This window comes from Bradyrhizobium sp. LTSP857, from assembly GCF_000938285.1.
Classification (GTDB): domain Bacteria; phylum Pseudomonadota; class Alphaproteobacteria; order Rhizobiales; family Xanthobacteraceae; genus Bradyrhizobium.
The window spans coordinates 535963-558451 of record NZ_JYMS01000026.1 but is presented as its reverse complement, the minus strand read 5'-3'; the positions used below and the strand labels follow the sequence as shown (position 1 = coordinate 558451).

The 22489-nt window shown below is 64.4% G+C and carries 14 protein-coding genes; 3 read left to right on the top strand and 11 right to left on the bottom strand.

The window, feature by feature from the left end:
• Nucleotides 1–14: 14 nt before the first annotated feature.
• Together UP06_RS16775 and UP06_RS16770 are read right to left on the bottom strand one after the other, a co-directional pair.
• The gene (locus UP06_RS16775) at nt 15–1634 is read right to left on the bottom strand and encodes an MDR family MFS transporter (RefSeq protein ID WP_045003954.1); all 1620 of its coding nucleotides are present in this window, start codon (nt 1632–1634) and stop codon (nt 15–17) included.
• Between the two features lie 118 nt (nt 1635–1752).
• Entirely contained in the window at nt 1753–2934 is a 1182-nt protein-coding gene (locus UP06_RS16770) for an HlyD family secretion protein (protein ID WP_045003952.1), read from the bottom strand.
• Between the two features lie 300 nt (nt 2935–3234).
• On the opposite strand from UP06_RS16770, the gene UP06_RS16765 reads away from it, so the two are divergent.
• On the top strand, nt 3235–4146 hold the full coding sequence (locus tag UP06_RS16765; protein ID WP_045003950.1) for a LysR family transcriptional regulator: 912 nt from the start codon (nt 3235–3237) through the stop codon (nt 4144–4146).
• Nucleotides 4147–4259: 113 nt separating this feature from the next.
• Here UP06_RS16765 and iaaH read toward each other — a convergent pair whose 3' ends face one another.
• Complete coding sequence (gene iaaH, locus UP06_RS16760; RefSeq protein WP_045003948.1) at nt 4260–5684, bottom strand: indoleacetamide hydrolase; 1425 nt, start codon at nt 5682–5684, stop codon at nt 4260–4262.
• 77 nt (nt 5685–5761) lie between these two features.
• Complete coding sequence (locus tag UP06_RS16755) at nt 5762–9211, bottom strand: indolepyruvate ferredoxin oxidoreductase family protein (RefSeq protein WP_045004247.1); 3450 nt, start codon at nt 9209–9211, stop codon at nt 5762–5764.
• Between the two features lie 152 nt (nt 9212–9363).
• Here UP06_RS16755 and UP06_RS16750 point away from each other — a divergent pair, with 152 nt between their 5' ends.
• Complete coding sequence (locus UP06_RS16750) at nt 9364–9819, top strand: Lrp/AsnC family transcriptional regulator (protein WP_045003947.1); 456 nt, start codon at nt 9364–9366, stop codon at nt 9817–9819.
• Between the two features lie 115 nt (nt 9820–9934).
• Here the strand turns inward: UP06_RS16750 and UP06_RS16745 are convergent, their stop codons facing one another.
• From UP06_RS16745 to UP06_RS16735, 3 genes are read right to left on the bottom strand one after another with little or no spacing between them, the layout of a single operon-like run.
• Nucleotides 9935–10720, bottom strand: a complete 786-nt coding sequence (locus tag UP06_RS16745) for a fumarylacetoacetate hydrolase family protein (protein WP_045003946.1) — start codon at nt 10718–10720, stop codon at nt 9935–9937.
• Between the two features lie 16 nt (nt 10721–10736).
• The gene (locus UP06_RS16740; RefSeq protein WP_045003945.1) at nt 10737–12104 is read right to left on the bottom strand and encodes an LLM class flavin-dependent oxidoreductase; all 1368 of its coding nucleotides are present in this window, start codon (nt 12102–12104) and stop codon (nt 10737–10739) included.
• 18 nt (nt 12105–12122) lie between these two features.
• Nucleotides 12123–13175: an Ldh family oxidoreductase gene (locus UP06_RS16735; protein WP_045003943.1), complete on the bottom strand. Its 1053-nt coding sequence runs from the start codon at nt 13173–13175 to the stop codon at nt 12123–12125.
• Between the two features lie 306 nt (nt 13176–13481).
• Here UP06_RS16735 and UP06_RS16730 point away from each other — a divergent pair, with 306 nt between their 5' ends.
• Nucleotides 13482–17597 (top strand): bifunctional diguanylate cyclase/phosphodiesterase, encoded by a 4116-nt coding sequence (locus UP06_RS16730; protein WP_045003942.1) that lies wholly within the window; start codon nt 13482–13484, stop codon nt 17595–17597.
• On the opposite strand, the gene UP06_RS16725 is transcribed toward UP06_RS16730, so the two are convergent.
• The 4 genes from UP06_RS16725 to UP06_RS16710 form a co-directional block, all read right to left on the bottom strand.
• Nucleotides 17571–17912 carry a hypothetical protein gene (locus UP06_RS16725; RefSeq protein WP_045003941.1) on the bottom strand — a complete coding sequence of 114 codons (342 nt, stop codon included), beginning with the start codon at nt 17910–17912 and terminating at the stop codon, nt 17571–17573. The two genes, UP06_RS16730 and UP06_RS16725, sit on opposite strands and share 27 nt — an antisense overlap.
• 222 nt (nt 17913–18134) lie before the next feature.
• A complete protein-coding gene (gene galE, locus UP06_RS16720) occupies nt 18135–19127 on the bottom strand; it encodes a UDP-glucose 4-epimerase GalE (RefSeq protein WP_045003940.1) in 993 nt (330 codons plus the stop codon).
• Between the two features lie 17 nt (nt 19128–19144).
• Complete coding sequence (locus UP06_RS16715) at nt 19145–19951, bottom strand: WecB/TagA/CpsF family glycosyltransferase (RefSeq protein ID WP_045003939.1); 807 nt, start codon at nt 19949–19951, stop codon at nt 19145–19147.
• Nucleotides 19944–22226: a GumC family protein gene (locus UP06_RS16710; RefSeq protein WP_045003938.1), complete on the bottom strand. Its 2283-nt coding sequence runs from the start codon at nt 22224–22226 to the stop codon at nt 19944–19946. Before UP06_RS16710 ends, UP06_RS16715 begins: the two co-directional genes overlap by 8 nt.
• Between the last annotated feature and the right edge of the window lie 263 nt (nt 22227–22489).

Below are 22489 nucleotides of genomic sequence, written 5' to 3'. Positions count from 1 at the left end.
TCTTGGGGTTGAGGTCAGTGGGCTCCGCCGGCCGAGGCTTGGCTGGCCTTCTTCAGGAACAGGACGGCGATCAGGGCCACGATCAGCGCCATGCCGAGCAGATAGAAGGTGTCGCTGAAGGCGAGGATATAGGCCTGCTTCTGCACGACATGGCCGATCGCGACATAGGCACGATGCGCGGCGTCGGCCCGGTCGAGGACGCCGTGATTGATGAAATACTGCGTGAGCTGTTCCAGCCGCGTGCGGGTGGCCTGCTCGAACACCGAGACCGACTGCATCAGCACGTTGGAGTGATACTGCTCGCGCTTGGTCAGCACGGTCTGAAGCAACGCGATGCCGACGGCGCCGCCGAGATTGCGCATCATGTTGAACAGGCCGGAGGCCGAGCCCGCATTCTCCGGCTCGATGCCGGCGGTTGCGACCGCCGACAGCGGCGCCAGCACCAGCGCCTGGCCGATCGCACGGACGATGTTGGGCCAGAGCAACTGGTCGGACCCATAGTCGTTGGTCATGTAGATGTTCATGAAGTTGGACGCTGCGAACAGGACGAAGCCGACACCGATGATGATCCGTGCATCGAACTTCTGCATCAGGCGCGGAACCAGCGGGATCAACAGCAGCTGCGGCAGTCCGGTCCAGGCCAGCACCATGCCGATCTGCTCGGAATTGTAGCCCTGAATGCGCGACAGATATTGCGGCAGGATGAACACCGAGCCGTACAACGCGACGCCGAGCAGGAAGTTCGCGAGCATGCCGAAGCCGAAATTGCGGCGCACGAGCAGGCGAAGGTTCAACAGCGGCTTCTTGACCGTGAGCTCGATGATCAGGAAGGCGACCAGCGCGACGGCCGCGATGACGGACAGCTTGACGATGAAGGGCGAGCCGAACCAGTCGTCCTTGTTGCCTTCTTCCAGCACGGTCTGGAGCGCGGACAGGCCGATCGCCATCGTGATGATGCCGGCCCAGTCACCTTCGCGCAGCAGCGACAGCTTCATCGGCTTGGCGTCGAGCGCGTACCAGAGCATGCCGACCATGATCGCGCCGGGCACGACGTTGACGTAGAAGATGTACTGCCAGCCAAAATTCTCGGTGAGATAGCCGCCGATGGTCGGGCCGATCGCGGGCGCAAACGTTGCCGACAGCGCGAACAGCGCTAGGCCGACCGGCTGTTTTGTACGCGGCAGCAGCGTGATGATCAGCGTGAAGGCCATCGGGATCAGAACGCCGCCGGTGAAGCCCTGCACGGCGCGCAGCACGATCATCTGCGGAAGGTCCTGTGCAAGCGCGCAGGCTGCGGAGAGCAACAGGAACAGGATCGCGTTGGTGAGCAGATAGATCCGGATCGAGAACACCTGCGCGAGCCAGCCGGACAACGGGATCACCACGATCTCGGCGATCAGATAGGAGGTCGAGATCCAGCCGCCATCATCAATGCCGGCACCGATCGCGCCTTGGACGTCGGCGAGCGAGGCGTTGACGATCTGGATGTTCAGCACCGCCATGAACGCGCCGAGCGTGGCGCCGATCACGGCGATCCAGGTTTTGGCCGAGACGGTCGGTGTGGTGGGAGCCGCAGCCGGGGCCGGGATATTGGGGGCAGTGGCGGCGTTGAGGGTCGGTTGGAACGTGGTCATGGAAGCCTCGTCTCGGTTACGGAGACAGGATGCATTAGGCGGATGGTTTCGATAATCGAGGATGTTTGGGAAGGATCATCCGGCAGAACTTGATAATCCTGCCGGTATCCTTTCGGCGTCAGCCGCCGTTCGGCCGCGTGGCGCTGTCGGCAACGCGCTTGGCGGTCTCGCGCTCGGCGACCACGGTCGTCTTGGTGTCGACGGTCGGCACCGCCGACATGCCGGGCCGCAACAGGCCGGTCAGGCTGTGGTCGTCGAGCACGATCTTCACCGGCACGCGCTGCACGATCTTGGTGAAATTGCCGGTGGCATTGTCCGGCGGCAGCAGCGCGAATTCGAGCCCGCTCGCCGGCGACAGGCTGTCGACATGGCCGTGCAGATTGTGCTCGCGGAAACTGTCGACGCGCAGCTCGACCGGCTGGCCGGCGCGCACATGGGTGAGCTGGGTTTCCTTGAAATTCGCGACTACGTAGACCGCATCGAGCGGAACCACCGCCATCAATTGCGTGCCGGCCTGCACGTATTGGCCGACGCGGAGCGAGCGGGCGCCGACCGTGCCATCGACCGGCGCGGTGATCTCGGTATAGGACAGGTTCAGCTCCGCCTGGTCTGCAACTGCGCGGGCGTGCTCGAGCTGGGCTGTCGCCTGGGCGCGCTGGGTGGTGAGCACGTCGACCTTGCGCTGTGCGGCCACCAGGCCCGATTTGGCGTGCTGCAATTGCGCGTTGCTGGCGCGGAGCGCCGCGTCCGTCTGCTGCGCGCGCTGGATCGTGCCGGAGCCCGACTTCATGAGGTCGTCGTAGCGTGCGCGCTCCTCTTGCGCGAATTGCAGATTGGCACCCGCTGCGGTGACGTCGGCGGTGCTTTGCTCGATGATCGGCTGTTGCAGTTCGAGCTGGGCATCGAGGTTGCGGACCGAGGCTTCGGCCGCGGCAACGTCGGCGCGGGCTTGGCCGAGCGCCGCCTTGAAGTCGCGGTCGTCGATCCTGGCCAGCACGTGGCCGGCCCTGACCTTTTCATTATCGCCGACCAGCACCTGGGCGATGTAGCCCGAAACCTTGGGCGCAATGATCGTGGAATCGGCCTTCACATAGGCGTCATCGGTGGTCTCGAGGTAGCGGCCGTTGGTCCAATAGTCGTGGCCGTAATAGGCAGCCGTTGCCGTACCTGCGAGGAGCGCGAGCATCAATGCCGCGCGCCGGGCCATATTCCGTGCCGGGACGCGCGACGGCTCTTTTTGGTAATACTGAGTAATTTCAGTGGCTTGCTGGAATTTATCGGTGCGGGGCATCTCGGACATCGCAGTCTCCTATCGGCTGGCTGAGACTATCGTTCTTTCTGGGGCGAGTGATAATTGACGAAATTCGGGAAGGATTATCCATCAGAGGTGGATAGTCGAAGGCATTGCCTTGGCTTGAGAGGGTCTACCGAATCAGGCCTGTGACTGCCCCAGAGCGATTGCCGGGTCTGTCGAGCGATTGCTGCTAACGCATGCGTCCCACACGAAGCTGCTGGCGGGATGAGACCACATGTATGATCTGATAGATAATCAGGATGAATTCTCTGCAATTATCGATCAACAGCGGATAATCAGGCAACCATGGATCGATTGACCAGCCTCGAAGTGTTCAGCCGGGTGGTCGAGACCGGCGGCTTCTCCGCAGCGGCCCGCAGGCTCAACATGTCGACCACCATGGTGAGCAACCATGTTCAGGCGCTCGAAGAGCGGCTCGGGGTAAGGCTGCTTCAGCGCACCACGCGCAAGGTCAACCTGACTGAGATCGGCAAGGCCTATTACGACCGCTGTATCCAGATCCTTGCCGATATCGAGCAGGCCGATGACATCGCGGGCGAGTTGCAGTCGGCGCCTCGGGGCACGCTGCGGATCCACGCCGCCACCCACATGGTGCCGATGGTCGCCTCTGTCGTGGCCAAACTCCTGTCCACATATCCCGAGGTCAAGGTTGACCTGCGCATGGGCGAGGCCGATGTCGATCTGATCGAGGAGGGATACGACATTGCCTTGCGCATGATTGCGCCGCCGGATTCGAGCTTGATCGTCCGCCGCCTCGCCACGTGGCGGCATGTGCTGTGCTGCTCGCATGATTATCTCGAAAAACACGATCGCGTGCAGCGGCTCGATGAACTCACCCAGCACAATTGCGGCCGCCACCTGAACTACCCCTTTGGCGACGAGTGGCGCTTTCTCGATCGCAAGGGTGCACCGGCATCGGTACGCATCTCCGGCAGTCTCGTCACCAACAGCGGCGAAGCGTTGCGGAGCATGGTGCTGGAGGGCGCCGGCATCTGCCTGATGGCTGGCTTCCTGGTGCAGGACGACCTCGAGGCCGGCCGGCTGGTGCGCCTCTTGCCCGAATATCGTCCGGTCGAGATGTCGATGAACGCGGTCTATCCACATCGCCATCATTTGTCGGCGAAGGTGCGGACCTTCATCGACATGCTGGTGGCGCACAGCGCCGAGCAGCAGAAGCTGATCAACCCGTATTCGTAAAGCCGGCACGTTAGACCGTAGGGTGGGCAAAGGCGCTTTTGCGCCGTGCCCACCATCTCTCCCCGAATCTAGAAGAGGTGGGCACGCTTCGCTTTGCCCACCCTACGATTTCGTCAACGTGGCGGCGGCAGCCGTCCGAATATGGTGTCGAGCGCCATGCCGATCGCGAGCAGCCGGCGATCGCTGCCCGCTGGGCCATCCAGCTCAAGTCCAATCGGCAATCGGCTGGTGGCGCCGAGCGCGATTGGAATCTGGATACCGGGAATTCCCGCATTGCTGCCGGGATCGGTGTTCTGGATGAAGAGCCCGAAATTCTCGAGGCTGCTGGAGTCTGGATTGGAGGCGATGGCGACGCGCGGCGTGGTCGGAAAGGCGATGGCGTCGAGCCTGTTGTCCGCAAAAGTTTTGCCGTAGAGCGTCTGAAGCGCCGGCCGCGCGGTCTTGATCGCGGCGTCATAGATCGGCTTGGCGTCGACCAGCGTGTTGTCTGGGCCGGGCAATTTGCGCGGGATCACCAGGCCGTCATAGGTGCCCTGCACGTCGGGGCTCGCGATTTCCTTCGCCATCGCCTCGATGGTGAGGCCGGTGCCGGTGTGTTTGAGATACGTGACCATGTCGTCATAGGCTTCATAGAGCGCAATGGGAAAGCCGACCTGGCCGTTGAGCTCGGCCAGCTCCGGCATCTCGATCTCGACAACCGTGACGCCCTGCGCCTTCACTTTTGCGATCGCCGCGTGGAAAGCGGCTTCGGTGTCGGCATCGAGATTGGTCAGCATCGTCTTCACGACGCCGATGCGGACCTGCTTCAGATCAGCCGGCGCAACCTCGTCTCCACCCGCGATGACGCGGTCGAGCAGTGCGACATCTGCCATGGTCGCGGCCATCGGGCCTGCGGTGTCGCGGGTGTGCGAGATCGGCGCGATGCCCGCTTGCGGATAACGTCCGAGGGTCGGACGCAGCGAGGCGCATCCGTTCAGCGCAGCCGGCACCCGGACCGATCCGCCGGTGTCGGTGCCGAGCCCGCCCGCGACGATCCGCGCGCCGATCGCGGAGCCCGTGCCGGACGAAGAGCCGCCCGCGATCAGGGCGCGGTCATAGGCATTGCGCACGCCGAACTCGGGCCCGGTCTTGAACGCGGTGTTGTAGCCGGAGATGCCGAAGGCGAGCTCGTGCATGCTGGTCTTGCCGATGATGACCGCGCCGGCGGCCCGCAGCTTTGCCACGACAGGCGCGTCGGCCCTCGGAACGTAATCCTTCAGCGCGGGTGTACCGGCACTACAGGGCAGCCCTGCGACTTCGATATTATCCTTGATCACGATGGGAACGCCGCCGAGCGGCCTGCCCGCGGTGCCTGCACCCTGCGTATCGAATGCGACGGCGGCCTTCAGGGCGCCCTCTTCATCCAGGGTGACGAAGGCGTTCAGGTCGGCATTGGCCTTGGCGCGGGCGAGCGCCTCGGAGGTGAGCGCATGGCTCGTGATTTTTCCGGCGGCAAGCTCGGCCGCTGCCTGGGTCAAGGTCAGCTGATCGTAGTCCATGATGCATCACCCGATTGCCGGGCTTCATGAGGAAGCCCCTTTTCAACCCGGGAGGCTGAAGCCTCCCGGGCGCGGCGTCAACCGTAAGCGCGCATCTTTGCCGGCGACGAAGCCGCGAGATCGGCGAGCATTCGGTCGACCTCGGGCTTCACCTTCGCAATCGCGATGTCCTTCACCGGCCCATAGCCGCGGATCTCCATCGGAGCTTTGGCGATGGCGACGAGACCGGGCAGATGCACGGCGTCGAGCCGGTCGAGTATCTGTGCGATCACCCCCTCATACCAGGTGATCAACTCCCGCTCCGCGCGCCGCTCGGCCGTGTAGCCGAACGGATCGAACGGCGTCCCGCGCAATCCCCTCAACCGTGCCAGCATGGCGAGCGGCATCTGAATCCACTGACCAAAAGCGCGCTTGCGCGGACGGCCGCGCGCGTCGCGCTCGGATGGCAGGAACGGTGGTGCGAGGTGGTACTGGACGCTGAAGTCGCCCTCGAATTCGCGCTTCAGCTCGTCGAGGAAGCCGCTTTGCATGTGCAGGCGTGCCACCTCGTATTCGTCCTTGTAGGCCATCAGCTTGAACAGGGCGCGCGCAACCGCTTCGGTCAAGGCCTCGCTGTTCAGCGCGGATTCGGCGTCGCGGATTTTTGCGACGATGGTCCGGTAGCGCGCCGCATAGGCCGTGCTCTGATAGGCGGTGAGGAATTCGGCGCGACGATCGATGAGCTGGTCGAGCGTCTCGGCTTTGGGCGCTTCGTCCGTCTTCGGAATAAAGTCCGGATCGGCGGCGGCGATCCGGCCCCAGGCCAAGGCGTGCTTGTTGCGCTCGACCGCAATGCCGTTGAGCTCGATCGCGCGCAGCAGCGCCGATAGCGAGATCGGCACCAGTCCACGCTGCCAGGCAAAGCCGAGCATGATGATATTGGCATAGACGGCGTCGCCGAGCAGGCGCTCAGCCAGCGCATTCGCGTTGATGGTGTCGAGATTGTCGTTGCCGATGACCTGCCGGATCGCGCGCAGGCGCGCGGGCGAGGCGAGATCGGCGTCGCGGAAGCGGACGACGTCGCCGGTCGGCATTTCCGCCGTGTTGATCGCCGCGCGCGTGCCGCGATGATAGGTACCGGACGCCTTTGGCGAGGAGCTCACCACGAGATCGCAGCCGATCAGCGCATCGGCCGCGCCCTGGTCGATGCGCACCTGATGCAGCGCCTCGGGACTTGACGCCAGGCGGAGGTAGCTCAGCACGGGCCCAAACTTCTGCGCAAAGCCGGTAAAATCCAGCACCGAAACGCCGCGGCGTTCCAGATGCGCGGCCATACCAATCAGCGCGCCAACCGTGATCACGCCGGTGCCGCCGACGCCGGTCACGAGCAGGTCGTAGGGACGGTCGAGCGTGGCAGGGGCGGGCAGGGGAAGCGTGGCGGCGCGACCGACGGCGTCCATCTCGCTTGCGGTCTTTTTCCGGCGTGTCGCACCTTCGACGGTGACAAAGCTCGGGCAAAAGCCGTTGAGACAGGAAAAGTCCTTGTTGCAGGACGAGAGGTTGATCTGGCGCTTGCGGCCGAACGGCGTCTCCTTCGGCTCGACGCTGAGGCAATTGGATTCGACCGAACAGTCGCCGCAGCCTTCGCAGACGAGATCGTTGATATAGGCAAAGCGCTTGGGATCGGCCATCTGCCCGCGCTTGCGCCGCCGCCGCTTTTCGGTGGCGCAGGTCTGCTGATAGATCAGGACCGAGACGCCGGAGACGTCACGCAGCTCGCGCTGTACCGCATCCATCTCCTCACGGGGATGAATGCTAACGCCGGCGGGCAAATCAGCCGGCGAAAATTGCGCGGGATTGTCCGACACCAGGGCGATGCGCGCCACGCCTTCGGCGCGGACGCTGTGCGCGATCGCATGCACGCTCACGGGGCCGTCGACCGGCTGGCCGCCGGTCATCGCCACGGCATCGTTGAACAGGATCTTGTAGGTGATGTTGGCATTGGCCGCGATCGCCTGGCGGATCGCCATCGAGCCGGAATGATAGTAGGTGCCTTCGCCGAGATTCTGGAAGATGTGCTGGTGGCCGGTGAATCTCGACGATGCCGCCCAGTTCACGCCTTCGCCGCCCATCTGGATCAGCGATGAGGTGTCGCGGTCCATCCAGCTCGCCATGAAATGGCAGCCGATGCCGGCAAGGGCCTTGGAGCCTTCCGGCACTTTCGTCGATGTGTTGTGCGGGCAGCCCGAGCAGAAATAGGGCGTGCGCGTCGCGCCAGCGACGTTGATCGTGCGCTCGGCTTCCGGCAACAGGGCTGCTGCCCGCGCGGCGAGATTGAGCCCCGGAAACAGCGGGTCGAGCCGGCGGGCCAACACGGCAGCCAGCGCGCGCGGCGACAGCTCGCCTGTCCACGAGATCAGCCGCGCCCCTCGCTCGTCGTGCTTGCCGACCATGCGCTCGGGCTTCGCGCCGGGATAGTCGTAGAAATATTCCTTGAACTGGCTCTCGATGATGCCGCGCTTCTCTTCGACCACGAGGATCTCGCGCTTGCCCTTCACGAAGTCCATGGCGTCGTGCAGTGCCAGCGGCCAGACCATGCCGACCTTGTAGATGTCGATGCCGATGGCGCGGCAGGCGGCTTCATCGAGGCCCATCAGCCGCAGCGCTTCCATCAGGTCGAGATGCGCCTTGCCTGTCGTGACGATGCCGTAGGTCGCGCCCCGAATGTCGTAGATGTGGCGATCGATCGGATTGGCTTTTGCGAAGGCGTAGACCGCGTGCTTCTTCGCCTCCAGCCGCTCCTCGATCTGCGGCCCCGGCAGATCGGGCCAGCGATAGTGCAATCCGCCCGGCGGCGGCGTGAAGTCGGGCGTTCGGAAGATGCGCGGCGGGCGCAACGCGACGGAGGCACCCGATTCCACGATTTCCGAGATCGCCTTGAAGCCGATCCACATGCCGGAGAAGCGGCTCAGCGCGTAGCCATATTCGCCGAATGCCAGATATTCGTCGACGCTTGCGGGATGCAGCGTCGGCATGAACCAGCTCATGAAGGCTACGTCGGACTGGTGCGGCATCGAGGACGAGACGCAGCCATGGTCGTCGCCGGCGACCACCAGCACGCCGCCATGCGGCGAGGAGCCGTAGGCGTTGCCGTGCTTCAGCGCATCGCCGGAACGGTCGACGCCCGGCCCCTTGCCGTACCAGAGCCCGAACACGCCGTCGACCTCGCGATCGGCTTGGGTCTCGACTTGCTGCGAACCGAGCACGGCGGTCGCGGCGAGGTCTTCGTTCACGGCCGGCAGGAACTCGATTGCGTCGCGCTTCAGCCGTTCCTTGATGCGCCACAGTTCGAGATCGATGCCGCCGAGCGGCGAGCCGCGATAGCCGGAGATGAAGCCCGCGGTATTGAGGCCCGCAGCACGGTCGCGCCGCGCCTGGTCGAGCGCGATGCGGACGATGGCTTGGGTGCCGGTGAGGAAGACGCGGCCTTCCGCGCGGTCGTAGCGGTCGGAGAGCTCGTAGGTGTCGAGTGACGGAATGGCGTCCATGCGGACCTCGCGCGGCATCCTGCCGAATAGGCGAAGGTTAGGCCGCGGGCGCTGGTAGGTCTTACCTATTCATCCCGATCTAAGCGCCATTTCGGTAGAATTTTGCGAACATGTTCGTTCTGCGGTACATTCTATCGGATTGAGGGGATTTCATGATTGAAGACCAGGACGCGCGGATTCTCGCTTATCTCCAGAAGGACGGCCGCGCCACCAACCAGCAGCTTGCCGACGAGGTCGGCATGTCCACCTCCGCCTGTTGGCGCCGGGTGCGCGCGCTCGAGGAGACTGGCGTCATCCGGGGCTATGCCGCGCTGGTTACGCGCGAGCAGGCGGGCTTTACGATGTCGGCTATCCTCCATGTCTCGCTGGAGCGGCACGACGCCAAATTCGTCGACGAGTTTGTGTCCCGGGTCACCAAACGTCGCGAGGTGCTGGAGTGTTTTGCGACGACTGGTGATGCGGATTATCACTTGCGTGTCGTCGTGCAGGACATGGCGGCCTACAACAGGTTTTTGGACGAGTTCATGTTCCGCATTCCCGGCATCCGCTATGTCCGCAGCAACGTGGTGCTGAAGGAGATCAAGACCAGTGTGGCGCTGCCGTTTTAAGACACGGGAAGTGCTGTAGGGTGGGCAAAGGCGCGTAGCGCCGTGCCCATCATCTTGCCTCGATTTGCGAAAGCGGTGGGCACGCTTCGCTTTGCCCACCCTACGGCAGCGACAACTACTGCCTCTCCCGCACAAACCTGTTCCGCAGCGTGCCGACACCTGTGATGTCAATCTCCACGACATCGCCATGCCTGATGTCCGGCGAGGCGCCGTCGGTGCCCATCCAGATCACGTCGCCCGGCCATAGCGTGAAATACTTGGTCAGCTCGACCAGGAACGGTACCACCCCAAAGATCATGTCGTTGGTGTGGAAGCGGTTGGTTTCCTTGCCGTTGACCCGGACGATGGTCTCCATCTTCGCAAGATCAGCCTCGGTCTCGATCCACGGGCCCATCGGCTTGAACGTGTCGGCGTTCTTCGAGCGCCAGAGGCTGCGATCGGCCTTCTGCCAGCTGCGCTCGCTGACATCGTTGCCGATGGTGTAGCCGAACACACAATCCATGGCGTTCTCTTCGGTGAGATGCTTCACCTTCTTGCCGATGACGACGGCGAGCTCGCCCTCGTAGTGAATCTTCTCGGTCGCGAAGGACGGGATCACGACGTCCTCGTCATGCGCGATCAGCGCGTTCTGGGCGCGATAGCCGATCTCGGGCCTATCGGGCACGGCCGGCACTTCGCCGCGCTTGTCGGCAGCCTCCTTCAGGTGCTTCAGGTAGTTCAAGCCGACGCAATAGAAGGTGCGCGGGATCAATGGCAGCTCGATCTTGACCTGCGACAAGGGAAGCGTGCGCGAAGTGCGCTGCCATTCGCCGAAGGGATCGCCGTCGATCGCGACCACCTGATCGCCCTCGACGAGGCCCCAGGAGGTCTTGCCCGAAGCGGTGAATGTCAGCCAGCGCATGCTCTGTCCCCCGTTGTTATTCCGCGGCATCGCGCGGCTGCACTTTCCACGCGCCTGCGGCCGGCCGTTTTAGGCCGATATTTTCGCGCAGCGTCTTGCCGCGATAGTCCTTCTGGAACAAGCCGCGGCGCTGCAATTCCGGCACGACGTGTTGCACGAAGTCGGCGTAGGAGCCGGGCACATAGGTCGCGGCGATGACAAAACCGTCGCAGCCGCGCTCGACGAACATCTCTTCGAGCTTGTCCGCGATCTCCTTGGGGCCGCCGACCATCGCGTCCTGCACCTGGCCGCGGCCGGAGAAGGTGACGAAGTCGCGCGCGCTCGGATTGCTCTTGCCTGAATTCTTCAGTACGCCGTCGCGGATGCCCAAAATGCCCTGCATGCTCTTAAGTTCTTCCGTCGTCAGCGGCTCGTCGAGGTCCTTGGAGGCGAAATCGTAGTTGAGCGCTTCGGCGAGCAGCGACAGCGCGTCAATCTGGAGCGGCAGCTTGTTGATCAGCGCCATCTTGTCTTCGGCTTCCGCGTTGGTCGCGCCGCAGACCGGCGTCGTCAAATTGCAAAGGCGCATTTGGTCCGGATCGCGGCCGGCTTTGGCGGCCTCGTTGCGCACGGCGGCATAGCCTTCCTTCGCCGCAGCGAGATTGCGCGCGGCGGTAAAAATCACTTCGCCCCAGCGCCCGGCGAAGCGCTGGCCGCGGCCCGACGCGCCGGCCTGGATGATCACGGGATGGCCCTGATCCGAGCGCGGCACGGTGAACGGACCGCGTGACTTGAAGGCTGGGCCTTTGTGATCGAGCCGTTTCACCTTGGCCGGATCGGCAAAGCGGCCGCTCTTTTTGTCCATGATCAACGCGCCGTCTTCCCAGGTGTCCCAATGGCCGAGCACGACCTCCATGAACTCGTCGGCCTTGTCGTAGCGGGAATCATGTTCGGGATGAGAGTCACGTCCCATGTTGAGCGCCTCGCCGTCGTTGAGCGAGGTGACGACGTTCCAGCCGGCGCGCCCACCCGACATCAGATCGAGCGTGGCAAAGCGGCGGGCGACGTCGAACGGTTCGTAATAGGTGGTCGAGCAGGTTGCCCCTAAGCCGAGCTTGTCGGTGACCAGGCCCATCGTGGTGAGCACGATCAACGGATCCATCTTCACGCAGCGGATGCCGTATTCGACGGTGTGGGCGTGGTCGTTGCCGTAGCGGTCGGGCATCGCCAGGCGGTCGTCGAAGAAGGCCATGTGAAACTTGCCGGCTTCGAGGATTTTCGCGATCTCCTGATAATAGTCCGCCGACATCGAATCGTCGCGCGAGTCAGGATGCCGCCAGGAGCTCGGCAGATTGGTGCAGTTTTGCGCCTGAAGGAAGCCGACCAGTACCATCTGCCGCGTCATGCTGTTCTCCAAATTCCATCAGGCCAGATCGAGGATTGTTTCGAGCCTGTACTCACGCGCCAGCGAGCGCAACTTCTCCCAAGTCGCATCCTCGATCTCGATGCCGTCGCGCAGACGTTGCTGCTCGCGCACGCCCTCGATCTCGCCGGGATAGTAGACGCCCTTGCTGCCCTCGGACGGCGGCGTTGATTTCAGATAATGCGCGAATTCGGTGACCTCGCGCTTGAATTCCTTCAGCGGGCGGAACGCCGCGACGTTGAACACCGCCATGAAGCAGCCGTCATTGTGCCGGCCGGTCGGCTCGACCCCGAAGCCGAGCCCGGTGAGCAGGCCGCAGAGCACCTCGACCATCGCGGCCAGGCCGCTGCCCTTGTAGCCTTCGGTGCCGCCAAGCGGCAGCAGCGCGCCGCCCTTGCGGTATTGGGTCGGGTCGGTGGTGTGCCGTCCCTCGGCATCGATGATCCATCCGGTGGGAATCTCCTCGCCGCGGGCGACCGCGAGCTGGATCTTGCCGGCCGCAACCGCCGATGTCGCCATGTCCAGATAGAACGGCGATTCGAGATCGGACGGCACCGCGATCGAGATCGGGTTGGTGCCGAGCCGGGCCTCCTTGCCGCCGAATGGCGCCACGTGCTTCGGCGAGCGGCCGGAGTCCGCCGTCGCGATCCCGATCATGCCTTCGCGCATCGCCATCAGTGGATAGGCGGCGAGGCGGCCGACATGGCTTTGCCGGAACACGGTGCAGGCGGCGACGTTCGCCGTCTTCGCCTTCTCGATCGTCAGCGCCATCGCCCTGGCGTTGACATGGAAGCCGAACCCCCAATGGCCGTCGATGACGGTCGTGGTCGGCGATTCCTGGACGATCGACCATTTGGCGCCGGGAACGATGTGTCCGGCCTTGATACGGTCGATATAGGTGGGAACCGCGATTACGCCGTGGGAGTCGTGGCCGGCGAGATTGGCGTTGACGCAACCGACGGCGACCGCGTCGGCTTCTTCCTCGGAAGCTCCGGCGGCGCGGAGCAGTGCAGCGCTGACGCGCGTGAGGCGGTCGGCCTTGACGATCGGCATGGCGTTCCCTCAGGTCATCGCCCTTGATGGACGTTGCTGGGAGCCATCGTCTCAAAGCCCCGCGCCGATATCAATCTCCCGTAAACCAATACAGGGCTGCAAATTCGTAAACAGAACGCGCCTTTCGTCGAACGACCATGCGTCCTGGCATGCCGCACGGCGGGATTCCCGACAGTTTTTGGTCTGTCGTTCGCAGCTCGTTCACTGTGATCGGCGGTTTCCACCGCGCAATAACGACCATTTAGGCGATCACCGTTCATAACGCGACCCGGGATAAAACGGCAGAAATGCCCGGGAGTTGAGATCGTGCAGACGACCCTCGCGCGCACCTTTGCAGCGTTGAGTGCCATCAACGAAGCGATCCTCTACGCGAAATCGCCGGACGAGCTGTACCAAAAGGTCTGCGACGCCGGGTTTGCGAGCGGGGACTTCATGGCGGTTGCCGTGTTCCTGGTGGAGCCGGACGGCCGTCGGCTGCGCTTTGCCGCCGGTTGCGGCGAGGACGTGGCGCGGCTGAGCGCGATCGAGATCACCGTTGAAGCGGGCACGCCGGAAGGCGCGGGCGTCGGCGGCGAGGCGTTTCGCAGCCAGACGCTTTGCATCAGCAATGACTATTTGAACGATCCGCGCTCGCTGGCGTGGCGCGAGGGCGCGGCGAAGGCTCATATCGGCGCGGCGGCGGCGCTGCCGCTGCTCTGCAATGGCGAGAGCGTCGGCGTGCTGTTCGTGACCCGCAGTGAGGCCGGCTCGTTGAACGAGCAGATGGTATCGCTGTTCGAGCGTATGTCGGCGAACATCTCCTACGCGCTGGACAATTTCACGCGTGAAACGGCGCGCCAGGTCGGTGAGCGCGCGACGCGGCGGCTCAACCGCATGTTCGGCGCCATCAGCGCGACCAACGAGGCCATTCTGCACGCCAAGACCGAACTGGAATTGTGCCAGCGCGTCTGCGATGCCGCGGTCTACTGCGCCAAGTCGCTTGCCACGTTCGTTCTGCTGCTCGAGCCGGACTCGCACTGGCTGAGGCCGGTCGCCGCGACCGGACAGAACCTCGACCTGATCAGACAAGCGCGTTATTCGATCGACCCGGAGAATCCCCACGGCACAGGTATTGTCGGCGAGGTCTTCCGGACGCAGAGACTGATCGTCGAGGACGACCTCGTCAATCGAATCAAGGGAACGGCGTGGGAGCAGGCGAACGTCGACGCCGGTGCGGTGGCTTGCATGGTCGCGCCGCTGGTCAAGCGCGGGACCAGCGTTGGCGTGCTGTTCTCATTCGTCAGCAAGTCATGGGCGAACGACGAGGAGGTCGTCGCGCTGCTGCTTCGCATGACGGAGAACGTCTCCTTCGCGCTCGAGAACTTTGACCGCGAAACGGAGAAGGCCAGGATCGCCGAGGAGGAGGATCGCCTCGCGCGCATGTATGCGGCGCTCAGCGCCACCAACGAAGCCATCCTGCGGGCGCGCTCGCGCAGCGAATTGTTCGACCTGGTGTGCGAGGCGACGGTCGAGGGCGCCAAGTTCGCATCGACGTCGATTGCGCTGGTCGATCACGATGCCGAGCTGCTCCACGTGGTTGCCTGCTATGGTCCGAACAAGGAGCAGGTGCGCCGCTTCAAGCTTGCGACGACCGACAAGGTTCCGGAAGGACGGGGATTGACCGGAACCGCATTCCGCACGCGGCAGCCCTGCGTCAGCAACGATCTGTGGGCCGACAAGCGCATGAAGCCGTGGCGCGAAGGCGCGCGTCGGGACGGCATCGCATCGGCGGCGGCCTTGCCGCTCTTCAACGGCGACCGGATCGAGGGCGCCTTCCTGTTCCACTCGTTCCAGCGCGATACTTTCACCCCCGAATTCGTCGAGCTCCTGCAGCGATTGCAGGCGAACGTGGCCTTTGCGCTGGCGAATTTCGACCGCGCGGTGGAGAAGGCCAGAGCCGACAAGCAGCGAAGCCGGCTGAGCGGCATGTTCGAGGCGCTGAGCGCGACCAATGAAGCCATCATGCGTGCCAAGACGCGGGATGAGCTGTTCGAGGCCGCATGCGAGGCCTCCGTGCTGGGCGACATGTTCGCCTCGGCGACCATCGCAATTATGGACCCGGACGGCGAGATCGTCCGCGTCGTCGCGGCCAAGGGGCGCATGCATGATCGCATGGTCGGACGGACCTGCGTCATTTCCGCCGACCATCCCGAAGGGCAGGGAATCATCGGAACGTCGCTGCGTTCCCGGCAACCCTGCATCATGAACGACTATCTCAGCGACCCGAGATCCGAGCATTGGCGCACCAAGGCGACGGAAGACGGCACGCGTGCGGCTGCGAGCTTTCCGCTCATGCGCTCTCACGGCGAGCCCCGCGGCGTCCTGTTGTTCCTGGCTCCCGAAGAACACACATTCACGCCCGATCTCGTGGAGCTGCTCGGGCGCCTCGCGGAAAACGTGTCGTTTGCGCTCGACAATTTCGAGCGTGCCGAGGAAAAGGCCCGCACCGAAGCGCAGAAGGAACGCCTGACGCGCATGTTCGCGGCGCTCAGCGCTACCAATGAAGCGATCGTCCGGGCCAAGTCGCGCACTGAATTGTTCGATCTCGTGTGCCAGGCCGCGTCCACCGGCGGCAAGTTCACTTCGACGACCATTGCGCTCGCCAGGGATGACAGCGATCAGCTCGAGATCGTCGCGGCGGCGGGGCCGTCCGCCGAGACCACGAGGAACGTGCGTCTCTCCATTGACGCTGATCGGCCCGAGGGCCGCGGCATGAGCGGCACGGCCTTCCGCACCCGCCAGCCCTGCATCAGCAACGATTATGTCAACGACCGCCGCGTCAGCGCCTTCCATTCCGTCCTCCAGAGCGACGGCGCGCGCTCCGGTGCGGCGTTCCCGCTGGTCACGCATGACGAGTCCGTCGGCGTGATGATCTACATGTCGACCGAGCAGGACACTTTTACGGACGAGTTCGTCGAGCTGTTGCAGCGTCTTGCCGGCAACGTCTCCTTCGCGATGGAGAATTTCGATCGGGCCGACGAGAAGAAAAAGGCCGACGAGCGCATCGAATATCTCGCCTCGCACGACAGCCTGACCAATTTGCCGAACCGCGAGACCTTCAGCAGTCTCTTGCGCGAGGCGATCGACATCGCAGAGCGCCATGACCACCGCTTTGCGGTGCTGTTCATTGATCTCGACCGCTTCAAGGTCATCAACGATTCGCTCGGCCACGAGGCCGGCGATCTGCTCCTGCTCGAAGTGGCGAACAGGTTGCGTAGCGCGCTGCGGGCTAGCGATGTGGTGGCACGGCTGGGTGGTGACGAGTTCGTGGTGATCCTTGACCAGTGCGGCGAGATCGACGACGTCCAGCGCATCTCGACCGAACTGCTCGCGGCGCTCGGCAAGCCCATGGAACTGGCCGGCCACGAGTGCCACAGTACGGCTTCGATCGGCATCGCGATGTATCCCGCCAACGGCGCCGACGCGCAGACGCTGACCAAGAACGCCGACATGGCGATGTATCTCGCCAAGGAAGATGGCAAGAACGGCTATCGTTTCTTCTCCAAGGAAGTGACGACGCAGTCGATCGAGCGGCTGTCGCTCGAGAGCGCACTGCGCCGGGCGCTCGAGCGCGAGCAGTTCTCGCTGAACTATCAGCCCAAGGTGGACATGGCGACCGGCCAGATCACCGGCGTGGAAGCGCTATTGCGCTGGACGCATCCCGATCTCGGCAGCATCTCGCCGGCGCAGTTCATCCCGCTCGCCGAGGAAACCGGCCTGATTGTGCCGATCGGCCGCTGGGTGGTGAAGGAGGCCTGCGCGCAGGCCATGGCCTGGCAGCGACGTGGCCTGTTGCCGGTGTCGATGGCGGTCAACCTGTCGCCGCGGCAGTTTGTCGACGAGCATTTGTTGCAGGACGTCGACGAGGCGCTGGCGGCAAGCGGCATGTCGCCGGTGCTGCTCCAGCTCGAAGTCACCGAGAGCATGATGATGCGCAATGTCGGACGTGCGCTCAAGGTGCTCGACGCGATCCAGAGCCGTGGCATTCGCTTGGCCATCGATGATTTCGGCACCGGCTATTCGTCGATGTCGCTGATGAAGCATTTCCCGATCGACACCATCAAGATCGATCGCTCCTTCGTGCGCGACCTGCCGCAGGATTCGGAGGATCAGGCGATCGCGCAGGCGATCATCAGCATGGGCAAGGCGCTCGGCATGACCGTGGTGGCCGAGGGGGTCGAGAACGCCGAGCAGGAGGCGTTCCTGCGCACCCATGGCTGCGACGAGATGCAGGGCTTCCTGATCTCCAAGCCGGTGCCGGCGCCGCAGATGGCCGAGCTGCTGCGGCCGATGGTGCTGCCGGTCGCTCCGCCGCTCCAGCCGGAGACTGATCCGGCCGTCAACGAAGCTGTGGCGCTACGGCTGAAACGCGCTGTCGTCTGACGGCTGCGCGAGCAACTCACGAACGTCGTCTTCCTTGATCTCCGCCTTGCGCGGAAAATCATCCGGCCAGGTCGGCGAGGTTTGCTCGGCGAATAGCGTGAGAAGGGCATGCGTACCTTCGGCAAAGCTCGAGCCGTCGCCCAGGCCCAGCTCACAACACCATGCGTGTCGCATCGGCTCTTGCGCGTCGCACACGGCCATCGCGGGTCCCCACCACCAGGCCGGCGCCGGCGAGCGTTCGTCCTCGGGCACGGCATGCCAGAGGACGAGCTCGTCCATCACGCGCTCGAATTGCAGGCTTGCGGCCTGATGCATTCGCTCCGTGCTCCTTGGGCCGCGCCTGAAAGCAGGCCGCGCGCGGATTAGATCGTGGCCTTCGCTGTGAAGAATCGGCTCGCGCTATTGGCTGAGCTACACGTGCCGCTTCCATCGGCGGCCGTAAGAGCAATATGCGGCGCTCGGGACATTCGCCGGCGCCGACTGTGACAACCTCTTTAGCCCCTCAGGGGCCTGACCGGCAAGTCGTAATACGGGTGCCTAGCGCGACCTCAGCGGATGCGCCTTCTGGTGCCAGGCCCAGGCGGTGCGGATCACGGTCGGCAGGTCGGAATGGCGCGGCACGAAGTTCAGCACTTTTCGCGCGGCGGAGGCGTCGGCGACGAGATAAGTGGGATCGCCGGCGCGGCGCGGCTTGATGGTGTGCGGCACCTCACGCCCGGTCTCCTGCCTGATCGCGGTCAGGATCTCGCGCACCGAAAAGCCGGAGCCGGTGCCGAGATTGAAGCTGCCGCCGGCGTGTCCCTGTTCCAGCAGCTTCAGTGCCGCGACATGCGCCGCGGCGAGATCGGTGACATGGATGTAGTCGCGGATCGCGGTGCCGTCGGGGGTGTCGTAATCGTCGCCGAACACGGCGAAGTCGACATGGCCCTGCAACGCCATCATCGCGCGGGGAATGAGATGCGTCTCGTTGTCACGCAGCTCGCCGATGCCGCCGGCGGGATCGGCGCCGCTGGCATTGAAATAGCGCAGGCAGAATGCGCCGAAGCCATAGGCCGCGCGGTAATCGGCGAGCATACGCTCGATCATCCACTTTGACGCACCATAGGGATTGATCGGCGCGCAGGGAAAATCCTCCGGCAGTTCTTTGGAATCGGCGTTGCCGTAGACCGCGCCGGTCGAGGAGAACACGATGCGCTGGCAGCCTGCGTTGCGCATCGCCTGCAACAGCGACAACGTGCCCTGCACATTGTTGATGTAGTATTTCTGCGGATCGGTCATGGACTCGCCGACGAGGCTCGCGGCCGCGAAGTGCATCACCGCCGTGATCTTGTGGTCGGCAAAGGCGCGCGCCAGCGTCGCGCCGTCGAGCAGGTCGCCGGTCACCATCTCCCCGGCAACGAAGCTGCGATGGCCTGTCGAGAGATTGTCATAAACGACGGGCTGGTAACCGGCTGCGGCCAGGGCGCGGCAGGCATGCGATCCAATATAGCCTGCACCCCCTGTGACGAGGACAGTCGGTCGATCAGTCATGTCGTGTTCTACTCTTCTCAGCGATTGAAGGGCCGGTTACGGCTGAAGAGAAGATAGATCGCGCGGGGGTTAGTGGTCAAATAGCGCCAGAACAAGCGCCGCGGCTCCAGCCAGGTGCGCCAGGCCCATTCCAGCCCGAGCTTCTGCATCCATTGCGGCGCGCGAGAGCGGCTTCCCGATAAAAAATTGAACAGGCCGCCGGACGTCTTGATGACGCCAACATTGGTCAGCAGCGGCGTGTATTCCTCGACGAAGGCCTGCTCGGAGGGAACGCCGAGTGCAACCCAGAGATAGTCAGGCGCCAACGCATTGATCTCCTCGACCTTGGCGCGCAGCGCGTCGCCACGGAGATAGCCGTGGCTGTATCCGACGATCTTGAGCTTCGGATACAGGTTCTGGACTTTCTTGACAGCCGTGGCGTTCTCCTCCTCGCTGGCGCCGAGCATGTAGAAGGAGCGGCCGGCAGCTTCCGCCTTGCGCGCGACGATATGGAACAGGTCCGTGGTCGCGACGCGTTCCGGCAGCGGAAACCAGGATTGCAGTTTTGAGGCCGCCACAAGCGGCTGGCCGTCGGCGTTGATCAAATCGGCGGCGCGGAACAGGCGCTCGGTCTGCGGCTCGGTCGAGCAGCGTGCCAGCACCTCGCCGTTGGCCGAGGTCAGGTACAGCGGGCGGCCGATGCGATGACGCGGGTCGGTGGCCTCGATCATGAAATCGGCAGTGGCTTCCAGGTCGAGCGCGGCCATGCGAAGGCCGCCGACGGTGATCCGTGGCACCTCGGCGGTTGCGGCCCGCCCTTCAGGATTGACGCGGCGCTCAAGCATATTGTTTGCCTCGCTGGCGCATTTGGGCTGCGGGAGTGAGCTCGTCGAGCATCACGCCGACGAGCTTGCGCTCGGCGCCGCCCAGCGCGGTCAAGATTTCTTCCATGCTGTCGTTGATGTCGAGGCTGGTCGGCAGCACCGCCACCAGCGCATCGGCACTGTCGAGCAGCTTGCGGCCGGCGGCCGAGAACGGCATCGCCGGGCCGTCGAGAATGACGAGATCATAGCCGCCGGCAGAGCGCGCCTGTGCGATTGCCTTGCGGATGGCGTCCGTTGCCTTGCCCGCATCGCTCTCGGCCGCCGGCAGCACGGAGATGCCGTTGACGGTCTTGATCTCGCGCGCGGCGTTGCTGCCGATCGAGAGCCAGCCGAGCTTGCCCGGCTCGCTCTTGCCGGGGCGATTGACCTTGTTCGAGATCGTGTGCGCCTGATGGTCGGCGTCGATCATCAGCACGCGGCTGCCGTCGCGCGCCGCCGCAAGCGCAAAGTTCAGCGCGGTCACGCTGCGCCCGACGGTCTCGCCGGCGCCGACCAAGGCGATCACCGGCATCGCCTTGCCGCCGGCGCGCCGTGCCACCGCGGCGCGCATGTCGCGCAAGGCGTTGAGCAGCGTCGTCAGCGGAAATCCGGGGCGCAGTGTCGGCCAGCCCAGTCGGGTGAGGTCGACACCGCCGCCGGTGGCGAGAATGGCGCCGAGCGTGCGGATGACGTCGGCCTCCTGGAGGCGGGCGATCAGCGGCTTTTCGACCAGAGAAAGCGGCGGAGGAGGTGCGGCGGTTTCCGGTCGCGTCCTCGATACTTCCGGCTCCGGCGTGCGCTCGCGGCGGCTCGGTTCGGGGGCGGTCGCGCCGACGAACAGATGCTCGGCCGCGACAAACCAGCAGGCGGCCGCGAGCCCACCGAAGACGACGCCGATCATGGCGAACAAGCTCATCGCCGGCGGGAACGAGCGCCGCTGCGGCACGGTGGCTTCGCCGATGACGCGGGTCGCCGAGGTGTTGAGCGTCTCCTGCTCCTCGGTCTCGCGCGAACGCTTGAAGAAAGACTGGTAGACGTCGCGGCTGGCATCGACCTCGCGCTCGAGCTCGCGCAGGCGCACGGCGGCCTGGCTGAGCTGGACGCTTTGCCGCTTCTGCGCCTCCAGCGCCCGGTTGAGCGAGGCTTCAAAGTCGCGGGCGCGCGTCAGGTCGTTCTTGGCCGACTGGGCGAAGCGGTCGACCTCCTCGCTGATGACGCGTTTGATATCCTCGACCTGCTTCTCGGTCTGACGCAGCGCCGGGTGCCGTGGCCCAAGCTCGGCGGTCTGCTCCGCATATTTCTTGCGGGCATCGGCATATTGCGCGCGCAGGTTTGCAATCGTCGGTGATTGCAGAACCTCGGCATTCGCACCGGCATCCGCCGCCGTGCGCCGGCTCGCCTCGATCTGGTCCAGCCGCGCCTGCGCATCCATGGTCGCCGCGCGGGCCGCGGAAAGCCGCTGGTTACTGGAGGAGAGCTGCTGGTCGCTGATCAGCGCGTCCTGGGTGCCGACGAAATTGTTCTGGGCCTTATAGGTGGCAAGCACGGTCTCGGCGTTGCGCAGCCGTTCGCGCAGCTCCTTCAGCCGGCCGGACAATTCACTGGTAGCGCGCCGGGCGGCCAGAGCCTGCGAGTTGCGAGACTCGGTGAGGTAGGCGTTGGTCAGCGTGTTGGCGAGCATCGCCGCTCTCGCCGGATCGGTCGACCAGACCTCGATGTCGACGATAAAGCTCTTCTCGGTCTTGCGGATGGTGATGTGCCTGTTCAGCGCGTCGAGCGCCGCAAGCTGCACGTCCTTGACGTCCGCGGCGGAGGGCGCGCGGGGTTGGAGGCCGATCAGGCCAAGCAGCGAGGACATCGCGCTCTTGCCGTCACCGCCGCCGAATTCGGGATCCTTGTCGAGATTGGCCTGCTCGATGACCCGCAGCAGCACGCTGTTGGAGGTGATCAGGCGTGCCTGACTCTCCACCATCATGGACATGCCGGAGAGGTCCTGCGCGCGCGGCGTGAGCTCGCGATCGACGAGCTGGAGCTCGCGCGGATCGACATAGAGCTGGGCGGTCGCGGTGTAGCGGGGCGTCAGGCTCTTGCCGATGGTGACGGCAAGGCACGCGCCGATCAGGGCCGCGGCGGCAATCGCGATCTTGCGCCGCCACAGCAGGCTGACGAGCTCCAGCACGTTGAAGCTGGCGTCGGACCTCCGCTGCTGCGGGGCCTCCGACCTGCTCCGGTCTATCGGCTGGTTATAGTCAAGCATGATCCCCAGCTTCCATTCCAACTACCGCGGGCTGAGGGGCTACTCTTCGCTCTACGCCACGCACCCGGGATATAGGTGCCCAATCAACGCAACAGGGAAAATTAACCATACTCACTGAGGGACTATTCACCGAAATGGCAAACAAAGCGTTTAAGTGCACGCTGCGGTTGGCCGCGTCGTTGTGACGCTTTCGATGCGCCGATCCCTCGATGATTAACGAATCGTTACCGTGCATGCCGCCCGGCATGCGCGCGTCCGGCCTC

What these genes read in the sequence shown, in the direction of transcription:
- UP06_RS16735 (WP_045003943.1), bottom strand. Translation starts at nt 13,175, where the DNA reads ATGCCGATCGTCAAGGCCGACCGCCTCACGCGCGTCAGCGCTGCACTG.
- UP06_RS16775 (WP_045003954.1), bottom strand. Translation starts at nt 1,634, where the DNA reads ATGACCACGTTCCAACCGACCCTCAACGCCGCCACTGCCCCCAATATC.
- UP06_RS16755 (WP_045004247.1), bottom strand. Translation starts at nt 9,211, where the DNA reads ATGGACGCCATTCCGTCACTCGACACCTACGAGCTCTCCGACCGCTAC.
- UP06_RS16765 (WP_045003950.1), top strand. Translation starts at nt 3,235, where the DNA reads ATGGATCGATTGACCAGCCTCGAAGTGTTCAGCCGGGTGGTCGAGACC.
- UP06_RS16740 (WP_045003945.1), bottom strand. Translation starts at nt 12,104, where the DNA reads ATGACGCGGCAGATGGTACTGGTCGGCTTCCTTCAGGCGCAAAACTGC.
- UP06_RS16710 (WP_045003938.1), bottom strand. Translation starts at nt 22,226, where the DNA reads ATGCTTGACTATAACCAGCCGATAGACCGGAGCAGGTCGGAGGCCCCG.
- UP06_RS16715 (WP_045003939.1), bottom strand. Translation starts at nt 19,951, where the DNA reads ATGCTTGAGCGCCGCGTCAATCCTGAAGGGCGGGCCGCAACCGCCGAG.
- UP06_RS16750 (WP_045003947.1), top strand. Translation starts at nt 9,364, where the DNA reads ATGATTGAAGACCAGGACGCGCGGATTCTCGCTTATCTCCAGAAGGAC.
- galE (WP_045003940.1), bottom strand. Translation starts at nt 19,127, where the DNA reads ATGACTGATCGACCGACTGTCCTCGTCACAGGGGGTGCAGGCTATATT.
- iaaH (WP_045003948.1), bottom strand. Translation starts at nt 5,684, where the DNA reads ATGGACTACGATCAGCTGACCTTGACCCAGGCAGCGGCCGAGCTTGCC.
- UP06_RS16745 (WP_045003946.1), bottom strand. Translation starts at nt 10,720, where the DNA reads ATGCGCTGGCTGACATTCACCGCTTCGGGCAAGACCTCCTGGGGCCTC.
- UP06_RS16770 (WP_045003952.1), bottom strand. Translation starts at nt 2,934, where the DNA reads ATGTCCGAGATGCCCCGCACCGATAAATTCCAGCAAGCCACTGAAATT.
- UP06_RS16725 (WP_045003941.1), bottom strand. Translation starts at nt 17,912, where the DNA reads ATGCATCAGGCCGCAAGCCTGCAATTCGAGCGCGTGATGGACGAGCTC.